An 18,388-nucleotide genomic window follows, 5' to 3' on the forward strand; every position below is an offset into this window, starting at 1 on the left:
AGCCGGGCGGCGCGGCCGCGCCGCTTGGGCGCGCTGGCCTGGGTGCCGAGCGGCGCCGACGGGGCTTCCTCGACCAGCGTGTTCCAGTCGCCGCAGGCATCGCACTTGCCGGCCCATTTGGGCTGTACGCCGCCGCAGGTCTGGCAGACATAGACGGTGTCGGATTTGGCCATGAATCAGTCTCGCTGTGGATGCGGCGATTGTGCGCCCCGGGGGCCGGTCGGCAAGGGCGCGTCTCAGGCTTTGGCGAAGGGGCGGGCCGGCTTGTAGATGCGGTGGAAACGCAGGCCCAGACGGACGAGGAATTCGTAGGAGATGGTGTCGGCGCTGTCGGCCATCGCCTCGATATCGTCGCCGAGGAAGGTGACGCACTGGCCGGCATGCAGGGTGTCAGTGATACCGGTGACGTCGACGCCGATCAGATCCATCGAGACGCGGCCCAGGACGGGCACCCGTGTTCCGCCGACGCGGCCGTATCCGCCTTCGCCGAAAGCGCGCAGCAGGCCGTCGGCATAGCCGGTGGCCACGGTGGCGATGCGGCGCGGCGTGTCGGCCACATAGGTGGCGCCATAGCCGATGCTTTCCCCGGCGGGCAGGGTGCGCACCTGCAGGATGGGCGCCTCGATCTGAACGGCGGGGCGGAAGGGATTGTCGCCGCCCGGGGCCGGGGCGCCTCCGTACAGGGCGAGGCCAGGACGCAGGACATCGTGATGATAGTCCGCGCCGAGCAGCGTGCCGGCGGAGTTGGACAGGCTGGCGGGGATGTCGGGGAAGGCGGCGCGGATGCGCTCGAAGCGCTGGCGCTGGGTCTCGTTGAGCGGGTGGTCCGGGGCATCGGCGCAGGCCAGATGGCTCATGATCTGGCGCACATCGATGCCGGCCAGGCGTTCGGGATGCGCCATCAATCGGTCGGTTTCACCGGCATCGAGCCCGAGCCGGTGCATGCCGGTATCGAAATGGATGGCGCAGGGCAGGCCCGGCGCGATGGCGACGAGTTGGTCGAGCTGGGCCAGGTCGTTGATCACCGGGAACAGCTTGCCGCTGACCAAGGCCGGCAGGTCGGCCGGCCAGAAGCCGTTGAACACGTAGATGTCGGCGGGCCGTCCGGCGAGGGCGCGGCGCGCCTCGTGGCCTTCTGCCGTATGGGCCACGTAGAAATGCCGGCAGCCGGCCTCGGCGAGGGCCGGCACGACTTCCATGGCCCCCAGCCCGTAGGCATTGGCCTTGACCACGGCGCCGACCTCGGCGCCGGGTGCCATGGCCTGCAGGCGGGCGTAGTTCTGCTGGATGGTGGCCAGATCGATGATCAGGCGCGGGGCGGGCTCGGCGAAGGTGTCAGGCCGTCGGGTCGTCAAATCGATTGTCCAGATCCATGAACTTGGTGCGCGAGCCGTCGAAGGCGAGCTTGGCCGTGCCGATGGCGCCGTGGCGCTGCTTGCCGATGATCACCTCGGCCAGCTTCTCGATGCGGCGGAATTCCTCTTCCCAGGCCAGGTATTCCGGCGTGTCCTCGCGGGGTTTCTCGCGTTCCTTGTAATAGGCTTCGCGATAGACGAACAGCACCACGTCGGCGTCCTGCTCGATCGAGCCTGATTCGCGCAGGTCGGACAGCTGCGGCTTCTTGTCCTCGCGGTTCTCCACCTGGCGAGAGAGCTGGGACAGGGCGATGACCGGGACCGAGAGTTCCTTGGCCAGGGCCTTGAGGTTCTGGGTCACTTCGGAGACCTCTTCCACGCGGCTGCCGCCGGAACGGACCTTGGAACTGGTCACCAGCTGCAGATAGTCGACCACGATCAGGTCGAGGCCGTGGGTGCGCTTGAGGCGGCGGGCGCGGGCGGCGAGGGCGGAGATGGGCAGGCCACCGGTGTCGTCGATGTACAGCGGCAGGCCCTGGATCTCGAGGCAGGCGTCGCGGATCTCCTCGTACTGGGCCGCGTCGATCGTGCCCTGGCGGATCATGTAGCCGGGGATGCCGGTATAGTCGGCGATCAGGCGGGTCGCGAGCTGTTCGGCGGACATTTCCAGCGAGTAGAAGCCGACGACGCCGCCCTTGGTGGTCTTCTTGGTGCCGTCCGGCTGAATCTCGAACTCGTAATTGCGCGCCACGTCGAAGGCGATGTTGGTGGCCAGCGCGGTCTTGCCCATGGAGGGACGCCCGGCGAGGATGATGAGGTCGGACGGGTGCATGCCGCCGAGCTTCTCGTCCAGCGCCTGCAGGCCGGAGGAGACGCCCGACAGCCCGCCATCGCGCTCATAGGCGGCAGCGGCCGTCTCGACCGACTCGGCCAGGGCCTGCTTGAAACTGACGAAGCCGCGCGAGGCACTGCCTTCTTCGGCCAGGTTGTAGAGCTGCTGCTCGATGTCCTGGATCAGCTCGCGCGATTTCACTTCGGCGTCGGTGCCGGCCGCATTGGCCAGGTCGTTGCCGATGCGGATGAGCTCGCGGCGCAGGGCCAGCTCGTAGATGATGCGCGCGTATTCGATGGCCGCATTGCCGGTGACGGCGCTTTCCATGAGCACGGCAAGATAGGTCGTGCCGCCGATCTCGCGCAGGCCGTCATCGCGGTCGAAATGGGTCTTGAGCACCACGGCGTCGGCCAGCGAGCCGCGACCGATCAGGTCGGTGGCGGTTTCGAAGATGCGTCCATGCACCGGGTCGTAGAAATGCTCCGCTTTCAGCCAGTCGGCGACGCGGTGAAACATCTCGTTGTCATACAGGAGGGCGCCCAGGAAGGCCTGTTCGGCTTCCAGGTTGTGCGGTGCGGTTTCGGCAAGGGCCGTTTCGGCGTCGTCCGCGATGAACGGCTGCAAGGCAGTGGTCATAATTCTGTGGTCCCCGGTCGTCGCGCTTGGGCGAGCCGGCCAGTCTTAACGGGGCGGCTGGCGGTTCGCCAGCGAGCGTCCTGCGATTGGGCGGCTTTGTGCAGTCGTGCGGCGCCCCCTGTGGATAGTGTTGGCAAGTGGCGATTCGGGAGCAGTATCAGGGCCAAGGGTGACAAAAGCGGACGCGGGGCACGGCCCAGATCAAGGGCTTGCGCACAGGCTTTATCCACAGCTCTGGGCGTGCCGTGGCAAAGGGCCACCAAACGCAAAACGGGCGGGCCTTTGGCAAGGCCCGCCCGTCTGAATTGCAGTCAAGGACGACAGGATCAGCTGTCGGCCTTTTCCTCGGCATTGGCCGGGGCGTCTGCTTCGGCGACTTCGTCCTGGGCCTGGCGAGCAGCCAGTTCCTGGCCTTCTTCGCTGGCTTCGAACAGTTCAGCCGCCTGAGCATCGGCAATGGCGCGATCCTCGTCAGCCTGCGAGGCGATGACGTCCTCGCCTGCGGCCTGACGTTCCGCCTCGTCCTGCGAGCGCGCGATGTTGACCGTCACGGTGACGGAGACATCGGCGTGCAGCTTGATGCGGATCTCGTGCAGGCCCAGCGTTTTCAGCGGGGCGTGCAGGACGACCTGCGAGCGGGCCACCTTGGTGCCGCTCTCGGACACGATCTCGGCAACGTCGCGCGAGGTCACGGATCCATAGAGCTGGCCGCTTTCGCCAGCCTGGCGGATCATGACGAACGACTCGCCGTCGATCACCTTGCCGGCCTCAGCGGCTTCGGCGGCGCGTTCCGCGTTGCGCTTCTCGAGCGCTTCACGTTCGGCTTCGAAGCGGGCCATATTGCCCTCGGTCGCGCGCAGTGCCTTGCCTTGCGGCAGCAGGAAGTTGCGGGCGAAACCCGGACGGACGCTGACAACGTCGCCCATGGCACCGAGATTTTCTACGCGTTCCAGGAGAACCAGTTTCATGACTTCAGTCCTCCTTAATCGACCACGTAGGGCAGCAGGGCCAGCTGGCGGGCGCGCTTGATGGCGCGGGCCAGTTCACGCTGCTTCTTGGCCGAAACCGCGGTGATGCGGGACGGCACGATCTTGCCACGCTCGGACATGTAGCGGAGCAGCAGCTTGGGATCCTTGTAATCGATCTTCGGCGCGTTTTCGCCGGAGAACGGGCACACTTTGCGGCGGCGCATGAAGGGGCGGCGCGCCGGCAGATTCGAGATATTGCCAGAAGACATCGTCAGCCCTTTCTAGTTGCGGTCACGGCGGCCACGACGATCATCCTTCTTGGAGAGGATCGCGGACTGCTCTTCGGTGTGCTCCTCGACGCGGATCGTCATGTGACGAATGACGTCTTCGGAGAGGCGCTGCATGCGCTCGAGCTCTTCGACAACGCCCGCCGGAGCGTCGATGTCGATGAGGCCGTAATGTCCCTTGCGGGACTTGTTGATGCGGTAGGAAAGATTGCGCAGACCCCAGTATTCGGTCTTGCCGGTCTTGCCACCCTTCTCTTCGATCAGGGCTTTGGTCTCTTCCAGGAGAGATTCCATCTGCGCCGGGGAAACGTCCGGGCGCACGATGAAGATGTGCTCGTAAAGTGCCATGCTGGCTCCCTTCGTAAGCGGTTGCGGCGTGGGACAGGCCGAAGGGTCGGGCAGGTCCACGGCGGCTCCTGTTTCCCGGCCGGCACACCATGTGTCGACGCGTACGGAACAGGACCGCAACCAAGCGAAGCGCGGGCCATAGCGGAAAGCCCGAAGCGATGCAAGCCGCAAGCGCCCTTGCGCGCGGACTGGTGCAGGCTGTATCGAGCGCACAAGGATCAATCGAGGGGAGTACTCGACCGATGACACTTGCCTTTGTCTTCCCCGGCCAGGGTAGCCAGGCCGTCGGCATGGCGCAGGACCTTGCCAAGGACTTTGCCGCGGCGCGCGCCGTGCTGTCGGAAGTCGACGACGCGCTGGGCCAGGACCTGTCGGGTCTGATGGCCAACGGGCCGATCGAGGACCTAACCCTGACAGAGAATGCGCAGCCGGCCCTGATGGCGGCCAGCCTGGCGGTCATGCGGGTGCTGGCGCACGAATTTGACGTAGACGTCAAGGCGGCGAGGTTTGTCGCTGGTCACAGTCTTGGGGAGTATTCGGCGCTGGCTGCGGCGGGGGCGTTGTCGATCCGCGATGCCGCCAAGCTGCTGAAGCTGCGCGGGCGGGCGATGCAGAAGGCGGTGCCTGTCGGCGAGGGCACGATGGCGGCGCTGCTCGGGGCCGACGAGGCGCTGGCGCAGCAAGCGGTCGATGCCGGCTGTAGCGCCGGCGTGTGCCAGATCGCCAATGACAATGCGCCCGGCCAGATCGTCATTTCCGGAGCCACGGCGGCCATTGACGCGGCCATTGCGAAGGCCGGCGAGCTGGGGCTCAAGCGCGCCATGAAACTGCCGGTCTCGGCGCCCTTCCACTGTTCCATGATGCAGCCGGCTGCCGACGCCATGGCCGAGGCGCTCGCCGCGGCGACGATCAACGTGCCCGCCGTTCCGGTGGTGGCCAATGTCACGGCGCGTCCGACCGATGATGTCGAGACGATCCGCCGCCAGCTCGTCGAGCAGGTGACGGGCCGGGTGCGCTGGCGCGAAAGCGTCGAGTGGATGGCAGGCGAGGGCGGAATCACCCTGTTTGCCGAGGCCGGAGCGGGCAAGGTCCTGACCGGCATGCTCAAGCGGACGACCAAGGATGCCAGCGGCGTGGCGCTCAACAGCGCGGCCGACCTGGAGGCCTTCGCGGCCTCGATAAAGGAGACCCAGTAGATGTTTGACCTGAACGGCAAGAATGCTCTCGTCACCGGCGCGACCGGTGGCCTCGGCAATGCGATTGCACGCCAGCTGCACGCCCAGGGGGCGACGGTGGCTCTGTCCGGCACGCGCGAGAACGTGCTCGGGGAGCTGGCTGACGAACTGGGCGAGCGCGCCCACGTCCTGCCCTGCAACCTGTCTGATGCAGACGCTGTTGACGCCCTGCCCAAGCAGGCGGCCGAGGCGATGGGATCGCTGGACATTCTGGTGGCCAATGCCGGCATCACCAAGGACCAGCTCCTCATGCGCATGAAGGACGAGGACTGGGACACGGTGATGAAGGTGAACCTGGAAAGCTATTTCCGGCTCACCCGCGCCGCCCTGCGTGGCATGATGAAGGCGCGGTGGGGCCGCATCATCGGCATCACCTCGGTGGTTGGCGTGACCGGCAATCCGGGCCAGGCCAATTACTGCGCCTCCAAGGCCGGCATGATCGGCTTCTCCAAGTCGCTGGCCCAGGAAGTGGCGGCGCGCGGCGTCACCGTGAACTGCGTGGCGCCCGGTTTCATCGCCTCGCCGATGACCGATGTTCTGACCGAAGAGCAGCGCTCGGCGATTCTCACCAAGATTCCGGCCGGCGACCTCGGTTCGGGTGATGATATCGCCTCCGCAGTCGTCTACCTGGCGAGCACGGAAGCCCAGTACGTCACCGGGCAGACACTGCACGTCAACGGCGGTATGGCCATGATTTGATTTTGTAACTTCCGTTCTTGCGGGCGGCTACGCATTCTGGTCACAGGCCAGTTAGTGTGCTAGTTGCCCGCGCATCTTGGGAATGCCTGTATTTCGGCGCTTCCCGTCCTGTCCTGCGCCGCTATAGTGCCGCGGTATTTTACTATGAGGGTCTGAAATGTCTGACGTTCTCGAACGTGTGAAGAAAATCGTCATCGAGCATCTCGATGTGGACGCCGAGAAGGTGACCGAGAATGCGAGCTTTATCGACGATCTCGGGGCCGACTCGCTGGACAATGTCGAGCTGGTGATGGCGTTCGAAGAAGAGTTCGATATCGAAATCCCGGATGACGCCGCCGAGCACATCCAGACGGTTGGGGACGCCGTGAAGTTCATCTCCGCGAAGGTGAACTAGCCTCCCACAATGCGTCGCGTCGTTGTCACGGGTATCGGGCTGGTCACGCCACTGGGTTGCGGGCGGGAAGTCGTGTGGAAACGACTTCTCGCCGGCCAGTCCGGGATCGGCCCGATTGAACATTTCGAGACAGGTGATCTGGCTTGCCGGATCGCCGGCCTCGTGCCGCGCAGCGACGGACGCGGTGGCGGGCGCGCCGGCGAAGAGGGTGTCTTTGACCCCGAAACCGTCATGAGCGCCCGCGACCAACGCCGCGTGGATGACTTCATCCTCTACGGCATTGCCGCTGCCGACGAGGCCCTGGCTGATTCGGGTTGGTCGCCCGAAAGCGACGAGGACCAGTACCGTACCGGCGTGATGATCGGATCGGGCATTGGCGGCCTCGAGACCACCTACAACAATTCCGTCCTGCTGCACGAAAAGGGCCCGAGAAAGCTCTCGCCCTTCGTGATTCCCGGCATGCTGATCAATCTGGTCTCCGGCCAGGTGTCGATCCGGCACGGGCTCAAGGGACCAAACCACGCCGTTGTGACGGCCTGCTCGACCGGCGCGCACGCCATTGGCGATGCCTCGCGCCTGATTGCCCACGGCGATGCCGACGTGATGGTGGCCGGCGGCGCGGAAGCGACGATCTGCCGTCTCGGTATTGCCGGTTTCGTGGCCTGCAAGGCGTTGTCGACCGGATATAACGATACGCCTGAAAAAGCGTCGCGCCCGTATGACAAGGGCCGCGACGGGTTCGTCATGGGCGAGGGTGCCGGTGTCGTGGTACTCGAGGAATACGAGCACGCCAAGGCACGCGGCGCGACCATCTATGCCGAGGTCAAGGGCTACGGCCTGTCCGGAGACGCGCACCACATCACGGCCCCGGCCGATGACGGCGATGGCGGCTACCGGGCCATGCAATCGGCCCTGCGTAATGCCGGCCTGGAACCGTCGGACATCGATTACGTCAATGCGCACGGGACCTCGACGCCGCTCGGCGATGAGATCGAGCTGCGGGCCGTGGAGCGCCTGTTCGGCGATCATGCCGGAGAGCTGGTGATGTCGGCGACCAAGTCGGCAACCGGTCACCTGCTCGGAGCCGCGGGTGCCATCGAGGCGATCTTCTCGATCCTTGCACTGCGCGACAATGTCTGCCCGCCGACCCTCAATCTGGACCAACCGTCGGTGGAGACGCCGATAAACCTGGCGCCGAACGCGCCGGTGAAGCGGCCGCTGCGTGCGGCGCTGTCCAATTCCTTCGGGTTCGGAGGCACAAATGCTTCCGTGGTATTTGTCGCCGCCGAGTAAATCGCATCAGGGGTATCCGCATGGGTGAGGCCGCTGCGCCGAAGACCGGCAACCGGCTCGTCCGGTACCTGGTCGGCTTTCTCATTTTCGTTCTGGTCATGGCCCTGCTTGCGGGTGCCGCGACCTATGGCGGCTATCGCTGGATGCAGCACGAATTCACCGAGCCGGGTCCGGTGGCCGAGGACCGGGTGATCCTGCTGCCGCGCGGGGCCGGGCTGATCCAGATCGCCGCCCAGCTGGAACGCGAAGGGCTGATCGAGGACCGCCGCATTTTCCGGGTCGCGGTGACCCTCGACAAGGGTGATCGGGATTTGCGTGCCGGCGAGTACCTGATCCCGGCCGGGGCCTCGATGGCGGAGATCTACGACAAGCTGCGGTCCGGCGACGTGATCCGTCACCCTGTGACCTTCGCGGAAGGCCTGACCAGCGCCATGATCGTCGCCACCCTTGAAGGCGTTGATGTGCTGGAAGGCGAGATCACGGAGATTCCGCCCGAAGGCAGCCTGTTGCCGGAGACCTACCTCGTTGACCGGGGCACCGAGCGCAGCGAAGTGATCGCGCGCATGATGGCGGCGCAGCAGGCGCTGATCGAGGAGTTGTGGCCCAACCGGGCCGAGGACCTGCCCTTCGACACCCCGGAGGAGGCGATCATCCTGGCTTCGATCGTCGAAAAGGAGACCGGTGTGGCCAGCGAGCGACCGCTGGTGGCCTCCGTCTTCGTCAATCGCCTGCGCCGCGGCATGCGGCTGGAGAGTGATCCGACGATCATTTACGGCATCAGCCAGGGCATGCCGCTCGGCCGCGGCATCCGGCGCTCCGAACTCGACAATATCGACAACCTCTACAACACCTACCACCATGCCGGTCTGACCCCGACGGCGATTGCCAATCCGGGGCGCGAATCGATTGCCGCGGTGCTCAACCCGGCCGAGAGCGATGCCCTGTTCTTCGTCGCGGACGGCACTGGCGGGCATGCCTTCGCCTCGAACTATCGCGACCATCAGCGTAATGTGGCGCAGTGGCGGCGCATCGAGCGCGAACGGCGGCGCGAAGGAAATTGACCATGAGCCAGCTCTCCGGCATGACCGGTTTTGCCCGTGCCGACGGTCAGTGTGGCAACTGGGCCTGGAGCTGGGAGGTGCGTTCGGTCAACGGCAAGGGGCTCGATGCCCGATGTCGCGTGCCGACCGGATTCGACCGCCTGGAAGGGCGGGTTCGCGACTGTATCAAGGCGTATTTCCATCGCGGCAATTTGCAGTGCTCGCTGCAGCTGCGCCGGGAGGCGGGCGAGGCGGCCATCACGCTCAACACCGAGCTGATCGACCGGTTGCTGGAAGCCCAGCACGCCTATGTCCAGGCGGGGCAGGTGGATGTGGCGCGCTTTGACGGGCTTCTGGCCGTGCCGGGTGTCATCGAACGCCGCGATGCGGAGCGCGACCCGGAGGAGGACGAAGCCCTCGACGCGGCGGTTCTCAAGGGGCTTGAACACGCGCTGGAAGACCTGCGTCAGACCCGTCTGGAAGAAGGTCGCCAGCTGCACGATATCCTGGCAGGACATGTCGACACTCTGGCCGCGCTGTCCGCCGACGCACGACGCTGCGATGCCGTGCGGCTAGAGGCGATCCGTGACCGCATTGCCGGCAAGTTCACCGAATTGTTGCCAGAAGGGCTCGATGCCGACCGCCTGGCCACCGAAGCGGCGGCTCTGGCGGTACGCATGGATGTTCGTGAGGAGCTGGAACGGCTGGACGCCCACGTCGAGGCGGCGCGAGCCTTGCTGGCCGGCGGATCACCTGCAGGTCGCAAGCTCGACTTCCTGTCACAGGAGTTCAATCGCGAGGCAAACACATTATGCTCCAAGTCCTCTGATTCTTCACTCACCAGGATCGGGCTGGCGATCAAGAACACGGTCGACCAGTTCAGGGAGCAGGTACAGAATGTCGAGTGACGGTATTTCCGGCGCCATCTTCCGCGGTCGCCGCCGCGGTGTCCTCCTGGCGCTGTCGAGCCCGTCCGGGGCCGGCAAGACGACGCTGTCCAAGCGCCTGCTGAGCCAGAATCCCGACGTCATCCTGTCGGTGTCCGCGACCACGCGCCAGCCGCGTCCCGGCGAGACCGATGGCGAGGACTACCATTTCATGTCGGTGGAAGACTTCAAGGCCGCCATCGAGCGCGACGAATTCTTCGAATGGGCCGAGGTTTTCGGGCGCTATTACGGCACCCCGAAGAAGCCGGTCATGGACGCCATCGATGTCGGCCGCGACGTGATCTTCGATATTGACTGGCAGGGCGCCCAGGCGCTCGCCGCACAGGCCCCGGACGATGTGGTACGGGTGTTCATCCTGCCGCCATCGCTGGCCCTGCTGGAGGACCGGCTGCGCAAGCGCGGTCAGGACAGCCCCGATATCATCCGGGACCGCATGGCACGCGCCAAGGACGAGATCAGCCACTGGGCCGAGTATGACTATGTCATCGTCAATGACGATTTCGCGCGGGCCCTCGACAAGCTGACGGAGATCCTCCACGCCGAGCGCCTCAAGCGCATCCGGCATCCCTGGCTGGCGGAATTCGTCGACGCCATCATGGACCAGTAGTCCGGGCCGCGCGCCAGGCGCGGGCCAGGGCCTGAAACCCCTTCACATTGATGGTCTCGGCGCGCGCGCCAGGGTCAATCCTGGCGGTGGCGAGCAGGTCCTCGGCGCTCGCAGACGTCTGTCCTGCGGCCTGGGCGAGGCTGCGGCGCAGGGTCTTGCGGCGTTGTCCGAAGGCGGAGGCGGTGACGATGCCAAGGGCCTCGACATCGTCGAAGCGCTGGCTTTCGGGCAAGGGGTCAAGCACCACCACGGCCGATTCGACCTTGGGCGGCGGCGTGAAGGCGCGAGCCGGTATCTTCAGCGGCATGCGCACGGCGCAGCGCGACTGGCAGATCACGGCAAGGCGGCCGTATGCCTTGCTGCCCGGCGTGGCGACGACGCGGTCGGCCACTTCGCGCTGGAACATCAGCACGGCGCGATGCCACCACACCGGATCGGCTTCCAGCCATTTGATGAGCAATAGCGTGCCGACATTGTAGGGCAGGTTGGACAGGATGACCCGGCGGCTGGCCTCGGGCAGGAGGCTCGCCTCGTCGACGTCCAGCGCGTCGGCCTGGACCACGCGCAACCGGTCGCCGCTGGCGGTGTTGATCTCGGCCAGGGCGTCGAGGAAACGGGCGTCTTTCTCGACCACGGTCAGACTGGCGGCGCCAGCGGCGAGGATGGCACGGGTCAGGCCGCCGGGACCCGGGCCGACCTCGATGGCGGCGCTCTCGCTCATATCGCCGGCCAGGCTGGCGATCTTGCCGGTCAGATTGAGATCGAGCAGGAAATGCTGTCCGAACGCCTTCTTGGCGCCAAGGCCGTGCGCGGCGATGACGTCGCGAAGAGGCGGCAAGGCATCGAGGTTCATGGCCGGCGCTCCGCGATTTCGTCGGCCTGGCGGATGGCGGCGATCAGGCTGTCTGGCTGCGCCTTGCCGCTCCCGGCGATGGCGAAGGCGGTCCCGTGATCCGGCGAGGTGCGGATGATGGGCAGGCCGAGCGTGATATTGACGCCACCGTGGAAGTCGAGCGTCTTGACCGGGATCAGGCCCTGATCGTGATACAGGCAGACGGCGGCGTCATAGCCGGACCGCGCCTCGGCGTGGAACAGGGTGTCGGGCGGCAGAGCGTCGGTGATGTCGATGCCCTCGGCGCGCAGGGCCGCAGCGGCCGGATTGATGATGTCATGCTCTTCATCGCCCATCGAGCCGCCTTCACCGGCATGCGGGTTGAGCCCGGCCAGTGCCAGACGCGGCGCAGTAATGCCGAAATCCTGGCGCAGGGCGTGATGGGTGATGCGGGCGACCTCCGCAATGCGCTCGGCCGACAGCGACTGGATGGCGCTCCTGAGCGATTGGTGGATCGAGGTCAGGACCACGCGCAGGCCTCCGCCCGACAGCATCATGACCGGCCCGCGAGGACCGTCCACAGGCAGATCTCGGGTTAGCTCGGCGAGGTATTCGGTGTGACCGGGAAAGTCGAAGCCGGCCTCGTAGAGCACGGCCTTGGAGATCGGCGCCGTCACCAGGGCGCGGGCGCTCTCATCGCGGCACAGTTCGACACCGGACTCGATGGCGGAGCGGATGAAGCCGGCGTGGGCCGGGTCGGGCTGGCCGGGGCGCACCGGGCGGTGCGGCAGGGTGGCGGCTGGCAGGACGGGCAGGGCGCCGGCGCAGGCCGCTGCGGCGGTCGGGTGCGAGATGGTCACCGGAGTCGGCAGGTCGAGGCGTCTGGCAGTCTCGGCCAGCGTGCCCGGATCACCGATACAGGCGAGGACCGGGCCGTGCCCGTTCAGGGCCTGCCATGCCTTGAGGATGATCTCGGGGCCGATACCGGCCGGATCACCCATCGACAGGACGATGGGTGAGGTCTGGGTCATCAGTCGCGGATCTCGACGGTGCTGTCGCGACGCAGGTCGCGCAGCCAGCGGCGCGAGTGCAGGGACAATTGCTGGCCGCGCAGCTGGGCCTCGAGATCGTCGCGGCTGGGGACACCCGGTCCGGCAATGGTACGGTCGCAGACGATCAGGGTCTGCAGGCCGGCGGCCGATTGCATGACACCGGTATTGTCGCCGGCATCGAGCGGGGCCAGGGCGTCGCGGATCTGCGGCAGCACGGCATCGGTGCCGATACTGCCGAGCGGCGTGTGCAGGGCCCCCTCGAGGGAATCGGCCACGGACTGTGAAGCGGCGCAGGTCGGGTTTTCGCTCATGGCGCGCTGGAAACGGATCTGCTTCTGCTCGGTCACGGCGCTGGTCGGCAGGGTGATCTGGACCAGGTCGTATTGCAGCGTCGTGGTGCCGTCGCGCACGCCGACCAGGGCGATGACCATGAAGCCGCCGGGAACCTGGATCGGGTTGGACAGGGCGCCCTGCTGGTTGGAGGCCTGAAACTGCTGCACCATTTGCGGCATGATAGCCGCCACTTCCGGCTGCAGCTGATTGGCCGTGATCCAGCCGATATCGCCGCCGCTGGCGGCCGACGGGGCGTCGGAGAACTGGCGTGCGAGTTCCGGGAAAGGCACGTTGCGCTCCAATTGCTGCATGACCGCGATCACGCGCTGGATGGTGGCCTGTTCCTGGCCCGGCGCCGGGACTTCGAAATACAGCTCGAAAATCCGGTACTGGGGCTGCGACGCGCTGGCCGCCAGTCGCTCGAGGGCCTGTTCGATCTGCTGTTCCGAAATGCGGATGCGCGAGCCGTACCGGCCATTGACGATGATCTGCCAGGCGATTTCGGCTTCCAGCTGGTGGCGCAGGGTCGACGGGTCGACGCCAGAGCTCTGCAGGTCGCCGATGATGGTATCGATCGTAGTGCCATTGCGGTTGGCCAGGTCGAGCAGCGAGCGGTTGATTTCCTCGTCCTCGACCGTGATGTCGTATTCCGAGGCGGCCTGCAGCTGCAGGTGCTCGTCGATCAGGCCGCGGATGGCCTGGTCCTGGACGCGGGCCAGGGTCTCCTCGTCGAGCTGGGTCATGCCGGTCGAGGCGATGATCAGACGCATGCGGTTGCGCACGTCCACCGTGGTGATTGGCTCGTCATTGACCAGCGCGGCAACCCCCTCCGTGGTTTGGGCAGAGGCGGTCGCGAGGCCGAGAACGGCCAGGCACGCGCTGAGGGCAAGAACGAGGGATTTCACGCAGGTCATCGGCATTCGCAATTTGCTGTTTGGCGCGGAAGATTACCCGAACTCGGACCGGGTGCAATCGTAGGACACCGTGAATGGGTCAGGGAATCAGTCGGGATCGACACTTCCTAGCGTGAACAGGGTGACCCGGACCTGAATGGACTCGGACGGTCCGAGCTGGGAAATGCCGAGATTCTCGCGCTGGTAGACGATCTCGAGGCGCGTGCAGTCATCCTGATAGGCAAACCCGATTTCGCGGCCGCGCAGCAACTCCCGGTCCAGGTCATAGGTGTCCCGCGCGATCAGCGACCAGTCGCGAACCAGCCGCAGATCGAGAGAACTGCGCAGCTCGCGCTGCTCCAGGCCGCGACTGGCATCGTCGCTGGAGTCCAGGTAACCGAGTGTCGCCGTCATCCAATTGTTGACATAGCTGGCTTCGACTTCCAGCCGGTTGATGTCCAGATCCTCAGTGTCGAGGCGGGTGTCGACGATCGCGGCAAAACCCGCGATGAAGATCTCGCCGGCAAAGACATAATCCGAACTGTCCTCGAACAGCCCGCTGGACGGACCGAAAACGGCATCGCCGTCAAAGCGTTCACTGCGACCAATGAACGCCTGGGCCCGTCCCCGGTCGCCCCACAGCGCGGTCGCCCGGACACCGTAATCAGCGCGAACCCCATTCTCCCAAACATCGAAGCCGCTTACCCGCTTGGGTTCGAACAGCATGCTTTCGCTCAGGTCGATGCCCTGGCTGTCTTCATTGAAAATCCGGCTCGCCTCAGTGTCGTCACTGGATGCCACAATCGCCGCAACCGGCTCGATGACCCAGTCCACATTGGTGCCCGGTCGGAAGAACGGATAGCTGAATTCCGTGCCGACGAGGCCGACAACCCTGGAGAAATCGTCTTCCTCTTCAGGAAAGGCCCGGGCGCCGGTGAGGGGCAGGTCGGACAGGGAATAGTAATCGGTCCGACCATAGGCGAACGGCTCGATCACGAGGCCCTGGGGCGTCGCCCAGCGTGTGCGCCAGTCGATCTCCACGCTGGCCCGGCGGTAATCGGTTCCCTGTTCGCGTTCGAGGACGGTCAGGTCGCCGGTCAGTTCGGTCCTGCCGAGCCGGTCGCCACCATCGAGGATCTGATGGATGCGCAACATCGGCGCGATAATCGGCAGAGTGTCGTCATTGATGGTCGGTCTCAAGTCCTGATATGTCGCTGAAATCGCTGAAATATAGCGCGATTCCGTTCGGGACTCCGCATAAAGCTGGCTGACGAGGCTGCGGGTGGGCGCAATCAGCGGGGCGCCGCGATCAATATCAATCTCTGAAAAATCATAGCGCCGCAGGTGCAAATCGTCGGAGGTGCGCTGCACGCCAAAACCCCAGCGCCAGTCCTCGTTGATGGCAAACCGACCGCCGCCGAACAGGTGCCAGCGCCAGTCTTCCTCGCCGTAGCGTTCCCCATCGCCATCAATCTCGAATTCGCGGGTCAGGCTGCCCTCCATGGCCAGCGAGCCGGACCAGAACCGTTTGCGGTACTGGGTGAAGAGGAGCGGGTTGACGTTGGTCATCGCGCGCGGCGCGACGGTCAGGTCCTGATGTTCTGAAATCGCCCAGTAATACGGCTGCTGATAGACGAAACCCAGCCGTGAAGAGGCCCCGACCGAAGGAAGGAGGAAGCCCGAGCGGCGTTCCGACGAGGGGTCGGGATGAGCGAAAACCGGTGCGTAGAGGACAGGAACGCCGAGAACCTCGAACCGGGCGTCCCGGTAGTAGATCATCTGTTCTTCCGCATCCTGGACGACCTCGGAGGCGCGCAGGCGCCAGGTCGGGTTGCCTTCGCCGTCTTCGCAAAGCGCGCACGCGGTGTAGTAGGCGTCATCCAGCTGCAAGGATCCGTTCTCGCGGCGAATGGCCGCGGCGGCAGCGATCCGGCCCTGGTTCTCCAGCTCGCTGGCGAAGCCGAGCGCCACGCCGGTCGACAGGGCGCTGTCGAGCTCAACCTCGTCGGCATATTGAGGGTAGGGCGTCTGGCCGACAATGACGACATTGCCCCGGGCCAGGACACGATTGGTGTCGGGCCGGTAAATCAGTTCATCGGCGAGGACGGTCCGCCCCTGCTGGCGCACCCGGACATTGCCGCGCGCCACATAGCCGACCCCCGCAATGTCCTCGAGTGAGTCCGCCTCCAGATAAACCGGCGCGTCGGACACTTCGACGTCTTGCCCGAGGGCGGGGCCTGCGATCACCAGCGAGGTGGTGACCCACAGCATGGCCGCAAGGCGACGATAGCATGACGTCATCCGAATAACTCCCTCATACCCACGGTCCCCGCCGTGCATCGTCTTGTCATGACTAGCCGAACCGTCCGCCCACGTCCACGTCCTCATCCGTCCTCGGTCGAGGCGATGTAGATCAACGCAATCAAAGCCGTCAGTGCCGGGGCGGACCAGGCGGCAGTCGGTGGCGGGAGGGCTCCGGCATTGCCGAATGAACGCAGCAATTCCTGAAAGAAGAACATCACGAAGCCGGCGATGCCACCGGCAAGGGCGAACGCCGCCGCATTCCCCAGCCGGTGCAGACGCAAGGTCGCGGCGGCCGCGATCAAGGTGGCTGCGAGCAGGGTCAGCGGGAGCGCCAACAGGGTATGCAGACGCAATTCATATCGTTCAGTGGCGAGGCCGGCGCTGTGCGCCGATCCGATCAGTTGCGGCAAATCCCAGAAGGGCACTCCGTCGGGCGAGCGCGACCGTTCGAACAGGGCCTGGCGATTGATGCTGGTGGGCATGGAAATGTCGCCCAGTTCCTGGGCCGGCCGATCGGCGCCCGGTGCCCGCTCCACGGCCCGGACGATTTCCCAGTATTGGTCGTTGAGGCTCGCCATTTCGGCATCTATGCGCCGTTCGAGCGTCGGGACATTGTCGTCACTAACCGAAAAGATGAAGAATATCGGCTCGTTCAGCTCTTGGCGGTTCTCGTCCAGGCTTTCCGCGGCGATGACGGTGAAACCGTCGATATTGCTCTCGCGCAACCAGACCGGCTCTTCCACGCCAGCGGGCCGGATATTCATGAGCGCGTTGCGTTGGGCCTCGTACTCGGCAAGCCCGGCCGCCGCGAGTGGATTGAGGACCAGCGCCCCCACCACTCCGGCAACCAGGGCAAAGGCCATGGGGGCCGCCAGAATCCGCCAGGCGGACATCCCGGAGGCCCGCATCACGATGAGTTCGCTGCGACGGTTGAGCCGGAACAGTGATGTCAGGATGCCGAAGAGGAAAACGAAGGGCAGGGTTTCCTCGATGAGCGAAGGCGCCCTGAGCAGGGTCAGGGCCAGCACTTCAAGCACGCTGACATCGGCCCGGGTACCGATGGACCGGGATTGCTCGACGAAGTCGACCAGAATGATCACGGTGCTGATGGTCGCCAGCGCGACAGCCAGACCGCCAAGGGTCTGAAGCAGCATGTATCGATTGAGGCGCGCACCGATCATGAGCCGCCCCGTGTATCCAAGGCGAGTGTCTCGCGCTCGGGCTGCGGACCCGGCGGCCGCTTGCCGGAGGGCCAGTAGAGGACTGCGAAGGCGGCTGCCACACCGGCCAAGGGGACCAGGTACTGGCCGACATTGACGGCGCCATCGTCTTCACTGGCGGTTTGCACGGCGAAACCCACGAGGCGCAGGAACAGGGCGAAGCCGACCGCGACCATGACCCGCCTCGAATATCCCAGCCTGGAATAGTCCCCGGCCAGGAAGACGGCGGCCGCGATCATCGCGAAGGCCAGATTGTAGAGCGGAGAAGACAGCCTGTAGTGCGCTTCCGCCCACGCGCTCTCGGGGCCTCCGGCCCGGGCAATCGTGGCGGCATCCGGCCAGACCAGCTCGTGCAGGAAGCGGTCGCTGTCCTTGAAGAACAGGGCGTCCGCAGGGCCGATGAATTCGGCCAGGTCGAACTCGGTGCGATCGAACGTGGTGTAGGTAAGCTGGTTGTTGTTGTCGATCTCCTGGCGATTGCCGTCGATCAGAACCATGGCCGACATGGTGTCGGTCCGCACCACCACACCTTGGCGGGCGGTATAGGTGGTGGGTTCGCTGCCGCGCGAATCGTGGATCAGAATGTCGTGCATGCGACCGTCGCGACCACGCTCACGCGCGTAGATGGTGACCCCCGATCCCAGATGGGTGAACGCTCCAGGTGTCACCAGGCTTGCCGCCACATCCGAGCGCAGGTCGTGGATCGATCGTCGCATTTCGCGGTAGGCGAGCGGCTGGACAAACAGGTTTATGGCGAGGTTGGCCAGCAGCACGTAGACACCGAGACGCAGCACCGGCGAAACCAGCGCGAAGCGACTCATGCCGGACGCAGAGGCGATGATGGTCTCGCTGTCAGCTGTCAGTCGGTTCAGGCTTCCCAGAACGGCCACGAAGAGCGCGATCGGAACGAGGAGCGCGGTCAGGTGGGGCAGGGCCAGCACGGTGACCTTGAGAAAGGTCAGCGCCGTCTGCGAATAGCTCGAGACCAGATCGACGTTCGACAGGCTCTGGGTCAGCAAGGCCAGACCGGCCAGTGCGGCGACTGCGGTCAGGAAGGGCCAGAGCAACTGGTTGAAGAAATAACGTTGTACGAGAATCATGACCCGGCTTGTG

Annotated in this window: 18 protein-coding genes and 1 pseudogene; 7 read left to right on the forward strand and 12 right to left on the reverse strand. The window is 65.4% G+C overall.

The features are described from left to right. The 6 genes and pseudogenes from ACXYMR_RS07140 to rpsF all read right to left on the reverse strand — a co-directional run. Positions 1 to 173: pseudogene (locus ACXYMR_RS07140) on the reverse strand (DNA repair protein RadA); the annotation flags it as partial. Positions 174 to 236: 63 nt separating this feature from the next. Beyond that, on the reverse strand, positions 237 to 1,355 hold the full coding sequence (alr, locus tag ACXYMR_RS07145; protein WP_458942117.1) for an alanine racemase: 1,119 nt from the start codon (positions 1,353 to 1,355) through the stop codon (positions 237 to 239). Then, positions 1,336 to 2,823: a replicative DNA helicase gene (locus ACXYMR_RS07150; RefSeq protein WP_458942118.1), complete on the reverse strand. Its 1,488-nt coding sequence runs from the start codon at positions 2,821 to 2,823 to the stop codon at positions 1,336 to 1,338. Before ACXYMR_RS07150 ends, alr begins: the two co-directional genes overlap by 20 nt. Positions 2,824 to 3,149: 326 nt before the next feature. Further along, entirely contained in the window at positions 3,150 to 3,791 is a 642-nt protein-coding gene (gene rplI, locus ACXYMR_RS07155; RefSeq protein ID WP_458942119.1) for a 50S ribosomal protein L9, read from the reverse strand. A gap of 14 nt (positions 3,792 to 3,805) precedes the next feature. Next, positions 3,806 to 4,060 carry a 30S ribosomal protein S18 gene (gene rpsR / locus ACXYMR_RS07160; RefSeq protein WP_138510340.1) on the reverse strand — a complete coding sequence of 85 codons (255 nt, stop codon included), beginning with the start codon at positions 4,058 to 4,060 and terminating at the stop codon, positions 3,806 to 3,808. Between the two features lie 12 nt (positions 4,061 to 4,072). Beyond that, positions 4,073 to 4,426 (reverse strand): 30S ribosomal protein S6, encoded by a 354-nt coding sequence (gene rpsF / locus ACXYMR_RS07165; RefSeq protein ID WP_458942120.1) that lies wholly within the window; start codon positions 4,424 to 4,426, stop codon positions 4,073 to 4,075. Between the two features lie 242 nt (positions 4,427 to 4,668). On the opposite strand from rpsF, the gene fabD reads away from it, so the two are divergent. From fabD to gmk, 7 genes are all read left to right on the forward strand, one after another. Then, the gene (fabD, locus tag ACXYMR_RS07170; RefSeq protein WP_458942121.1) at positions 4,669 to 5,622 is read left to right on the forward strand and encodes an ACP S-malonyltransferase; all 954 of its coding nucleotides are present in this window, start codon (positions 4,669 to 4,671) and stop codon (positions 5,620 to 5,622) included. Beyond that, positions 5,623 to 6,360, forward strand: a complete 738-nt coding sequence (gene fabG / locus ACXYMR_RS07175) for a 3-oxoacyl-[acyl-carrier-protein] reductase (RefSeq protein ID WP_458942122.1) — start codon at positions 5,623 to 5,625, stop codon at positions 6,358 to 6,360. Positions 6,361 to 6,517: 157 nt separating this feature from the next. Then, complete coding sequence (locus tag ACXYMR_RS07180) at positions 6,518 to 6,754, forward strand: acyl carrier protein (protein WP_458942123.1); 237 nt, start codon at positions 6,518 to 6,520, stop codon at positions 6,752 to 6,754. Between the two features lie 9 nt (positions 6,755 to 6,763). After that, on the forward strand, positions 6,764 to 8,047 hold the full coding sequence (fabF, locus tag ACXYMR_RS07185; protein WP_458942125.1) for a beta-ketoacyl-ACP synthase II: 1,284 nt from the start codon (positions 6,764 to 6,766) through the stop codon (positions 8,045 to 8,047). Between the two features lie 20 nt (positions 8,048 to 8,067). Further along, positions 8,068 to 9,108, forward strand: a complete 1,041-nt coding sequence (mltG, locus tag ACXYMR_RS07190) for an endolytic transglycosylase MltG (protein WP_458942127.1) — start codon at positions 8,068 to 8,070, stop codon at positions 9,106 to 9,108. A gap of 2 nt (positions 9,109 to 9,110) precedes the next feature. After that, positions 9,111 to 9,995, forward strand: a complete 885-nt coding sequence (locus tag ACXYMR_RS07195) for a YicC/YloC family endoribonuclease (RefSeq protein WP_458942128.1) — start codon at positions 9,111 to 9,113, stop codon at positions 9,993 to 9,995. Beyond that, on the forward strand, positions 9,985 to 10,641 hold the full coding sequence (gene gmk, locus ACXYMR_RS07200) for a guanylate kinase (protein ID WP_458942129.1): 657 nt from the start codon (positions 9,985 to 9,987) through the stop codon (positions 10,639 to 10,641). Before ACXYMR_RS07195 ends, gmk begins: the two co-directional genes overlap by 11 nt. Here gmk and rsmA read toward each other — a convergent pair. The 6 genes from rsmA to ACXYMR_RS07230 all read right to left on the reverse strand — a co-directional run bounded on the left by rsmA (position 10,628) and on the right by ACXYMR_RS07230 (position 18,375). After that, positions 10,628 to 11,494, reverse strand: a complete 867-nt coding sequence (rsmA, locus tag ACXYMR_RS07205; RefSeq protein WP_458942131.1) for a 16S rRNA (adenine(1518)-N(6)/adenine(1519)-N(6))-dimethyltransferase RsmA — start codon at positions 11,492 to 11,494, stop codon at positions 10,628 to 10,630. The genes gmk and rsmA overlap by 14 nt on opposite strands. Continuing rightward, positions 11,491 to 12,504 carry a 4-hydroxythreonine-4-phosphate dehydrogenase PdxA gene (gene pdxA, locus ACXYMR_RS07210; protein ID WP_458942132.1) on the reverse strand — a complete coding sequence of 338 codons (1,014 nt, stop codon included), beginning with the start codon at positions 12,502 to 12,504 and terminating at the stop codon, positions 11,491 to 11,493. The genes rsmA and pdxA overlap by 4 nt, the downstream gene beginning before the upstream one ends. Then, the gene (locus ACXYMR_RS07215; RefSeq protein ID WP_458942133.1) at positions 12,504 to 13,778 is read right to left on the reverse strand and encodes a peptidylprolyl isomerase; all 1,275 of its coding nucleotides are present in this window, start codon (positions 13,776 to 13,778) and stop codon (positions 12,504 to 12,506) included. The genes pdxA and ACXYMR_RS07215 overlap by 1 nt, the downstream gene beginning before the upstream one ends. Positions 13,779 to 13,859: 81 nt before the next feature. Beyond that, positions 13,860 to 16,052: an LPS-assembly protein LptD gene (locus ACXYMR_RS07220; RefSeq protein ID WP_458942134.1), complete on the reverse strand. Its 2,193-nt coding sequence runs from the start codon at positions 16,050 to 16,052 to the stop codon at positions 13,860 to 13,862. An 83-nt stretch (positions 16,053 to 16,135) separates the two neighbouring features. Then, positions 16,136 to 17,236, reverse strand: coding sequence for an LptF/LptG family permease (locus ACXYMR_RS07225; protein WP_458942135.1), 1,101 nt, complete (start codon positions 17,234 to 17,236; stop codon positions 16,136 to 16,138). After that, a complete protein-coding gene (locus ACXYMR_RS07230; protein ID WP_458942137.1) occupies positions 17,233 to 18,375 on the reverse strand; it encodes an LptF/LptG family permease in 1,143 nt (380 codons plus the stop codon). Before ACXYMR_RS07230 ends, ACXYMR_RS07225 begins: the two co-directional genes overlap by 4 nt. Between the last annotated feature and the right edge of the window lie 13 nt (positions 18,376 to 18,388).

The sequence above is a fragment of the Maricaulis sp. CAU 1757 genome (assembly GCF_054482675.1).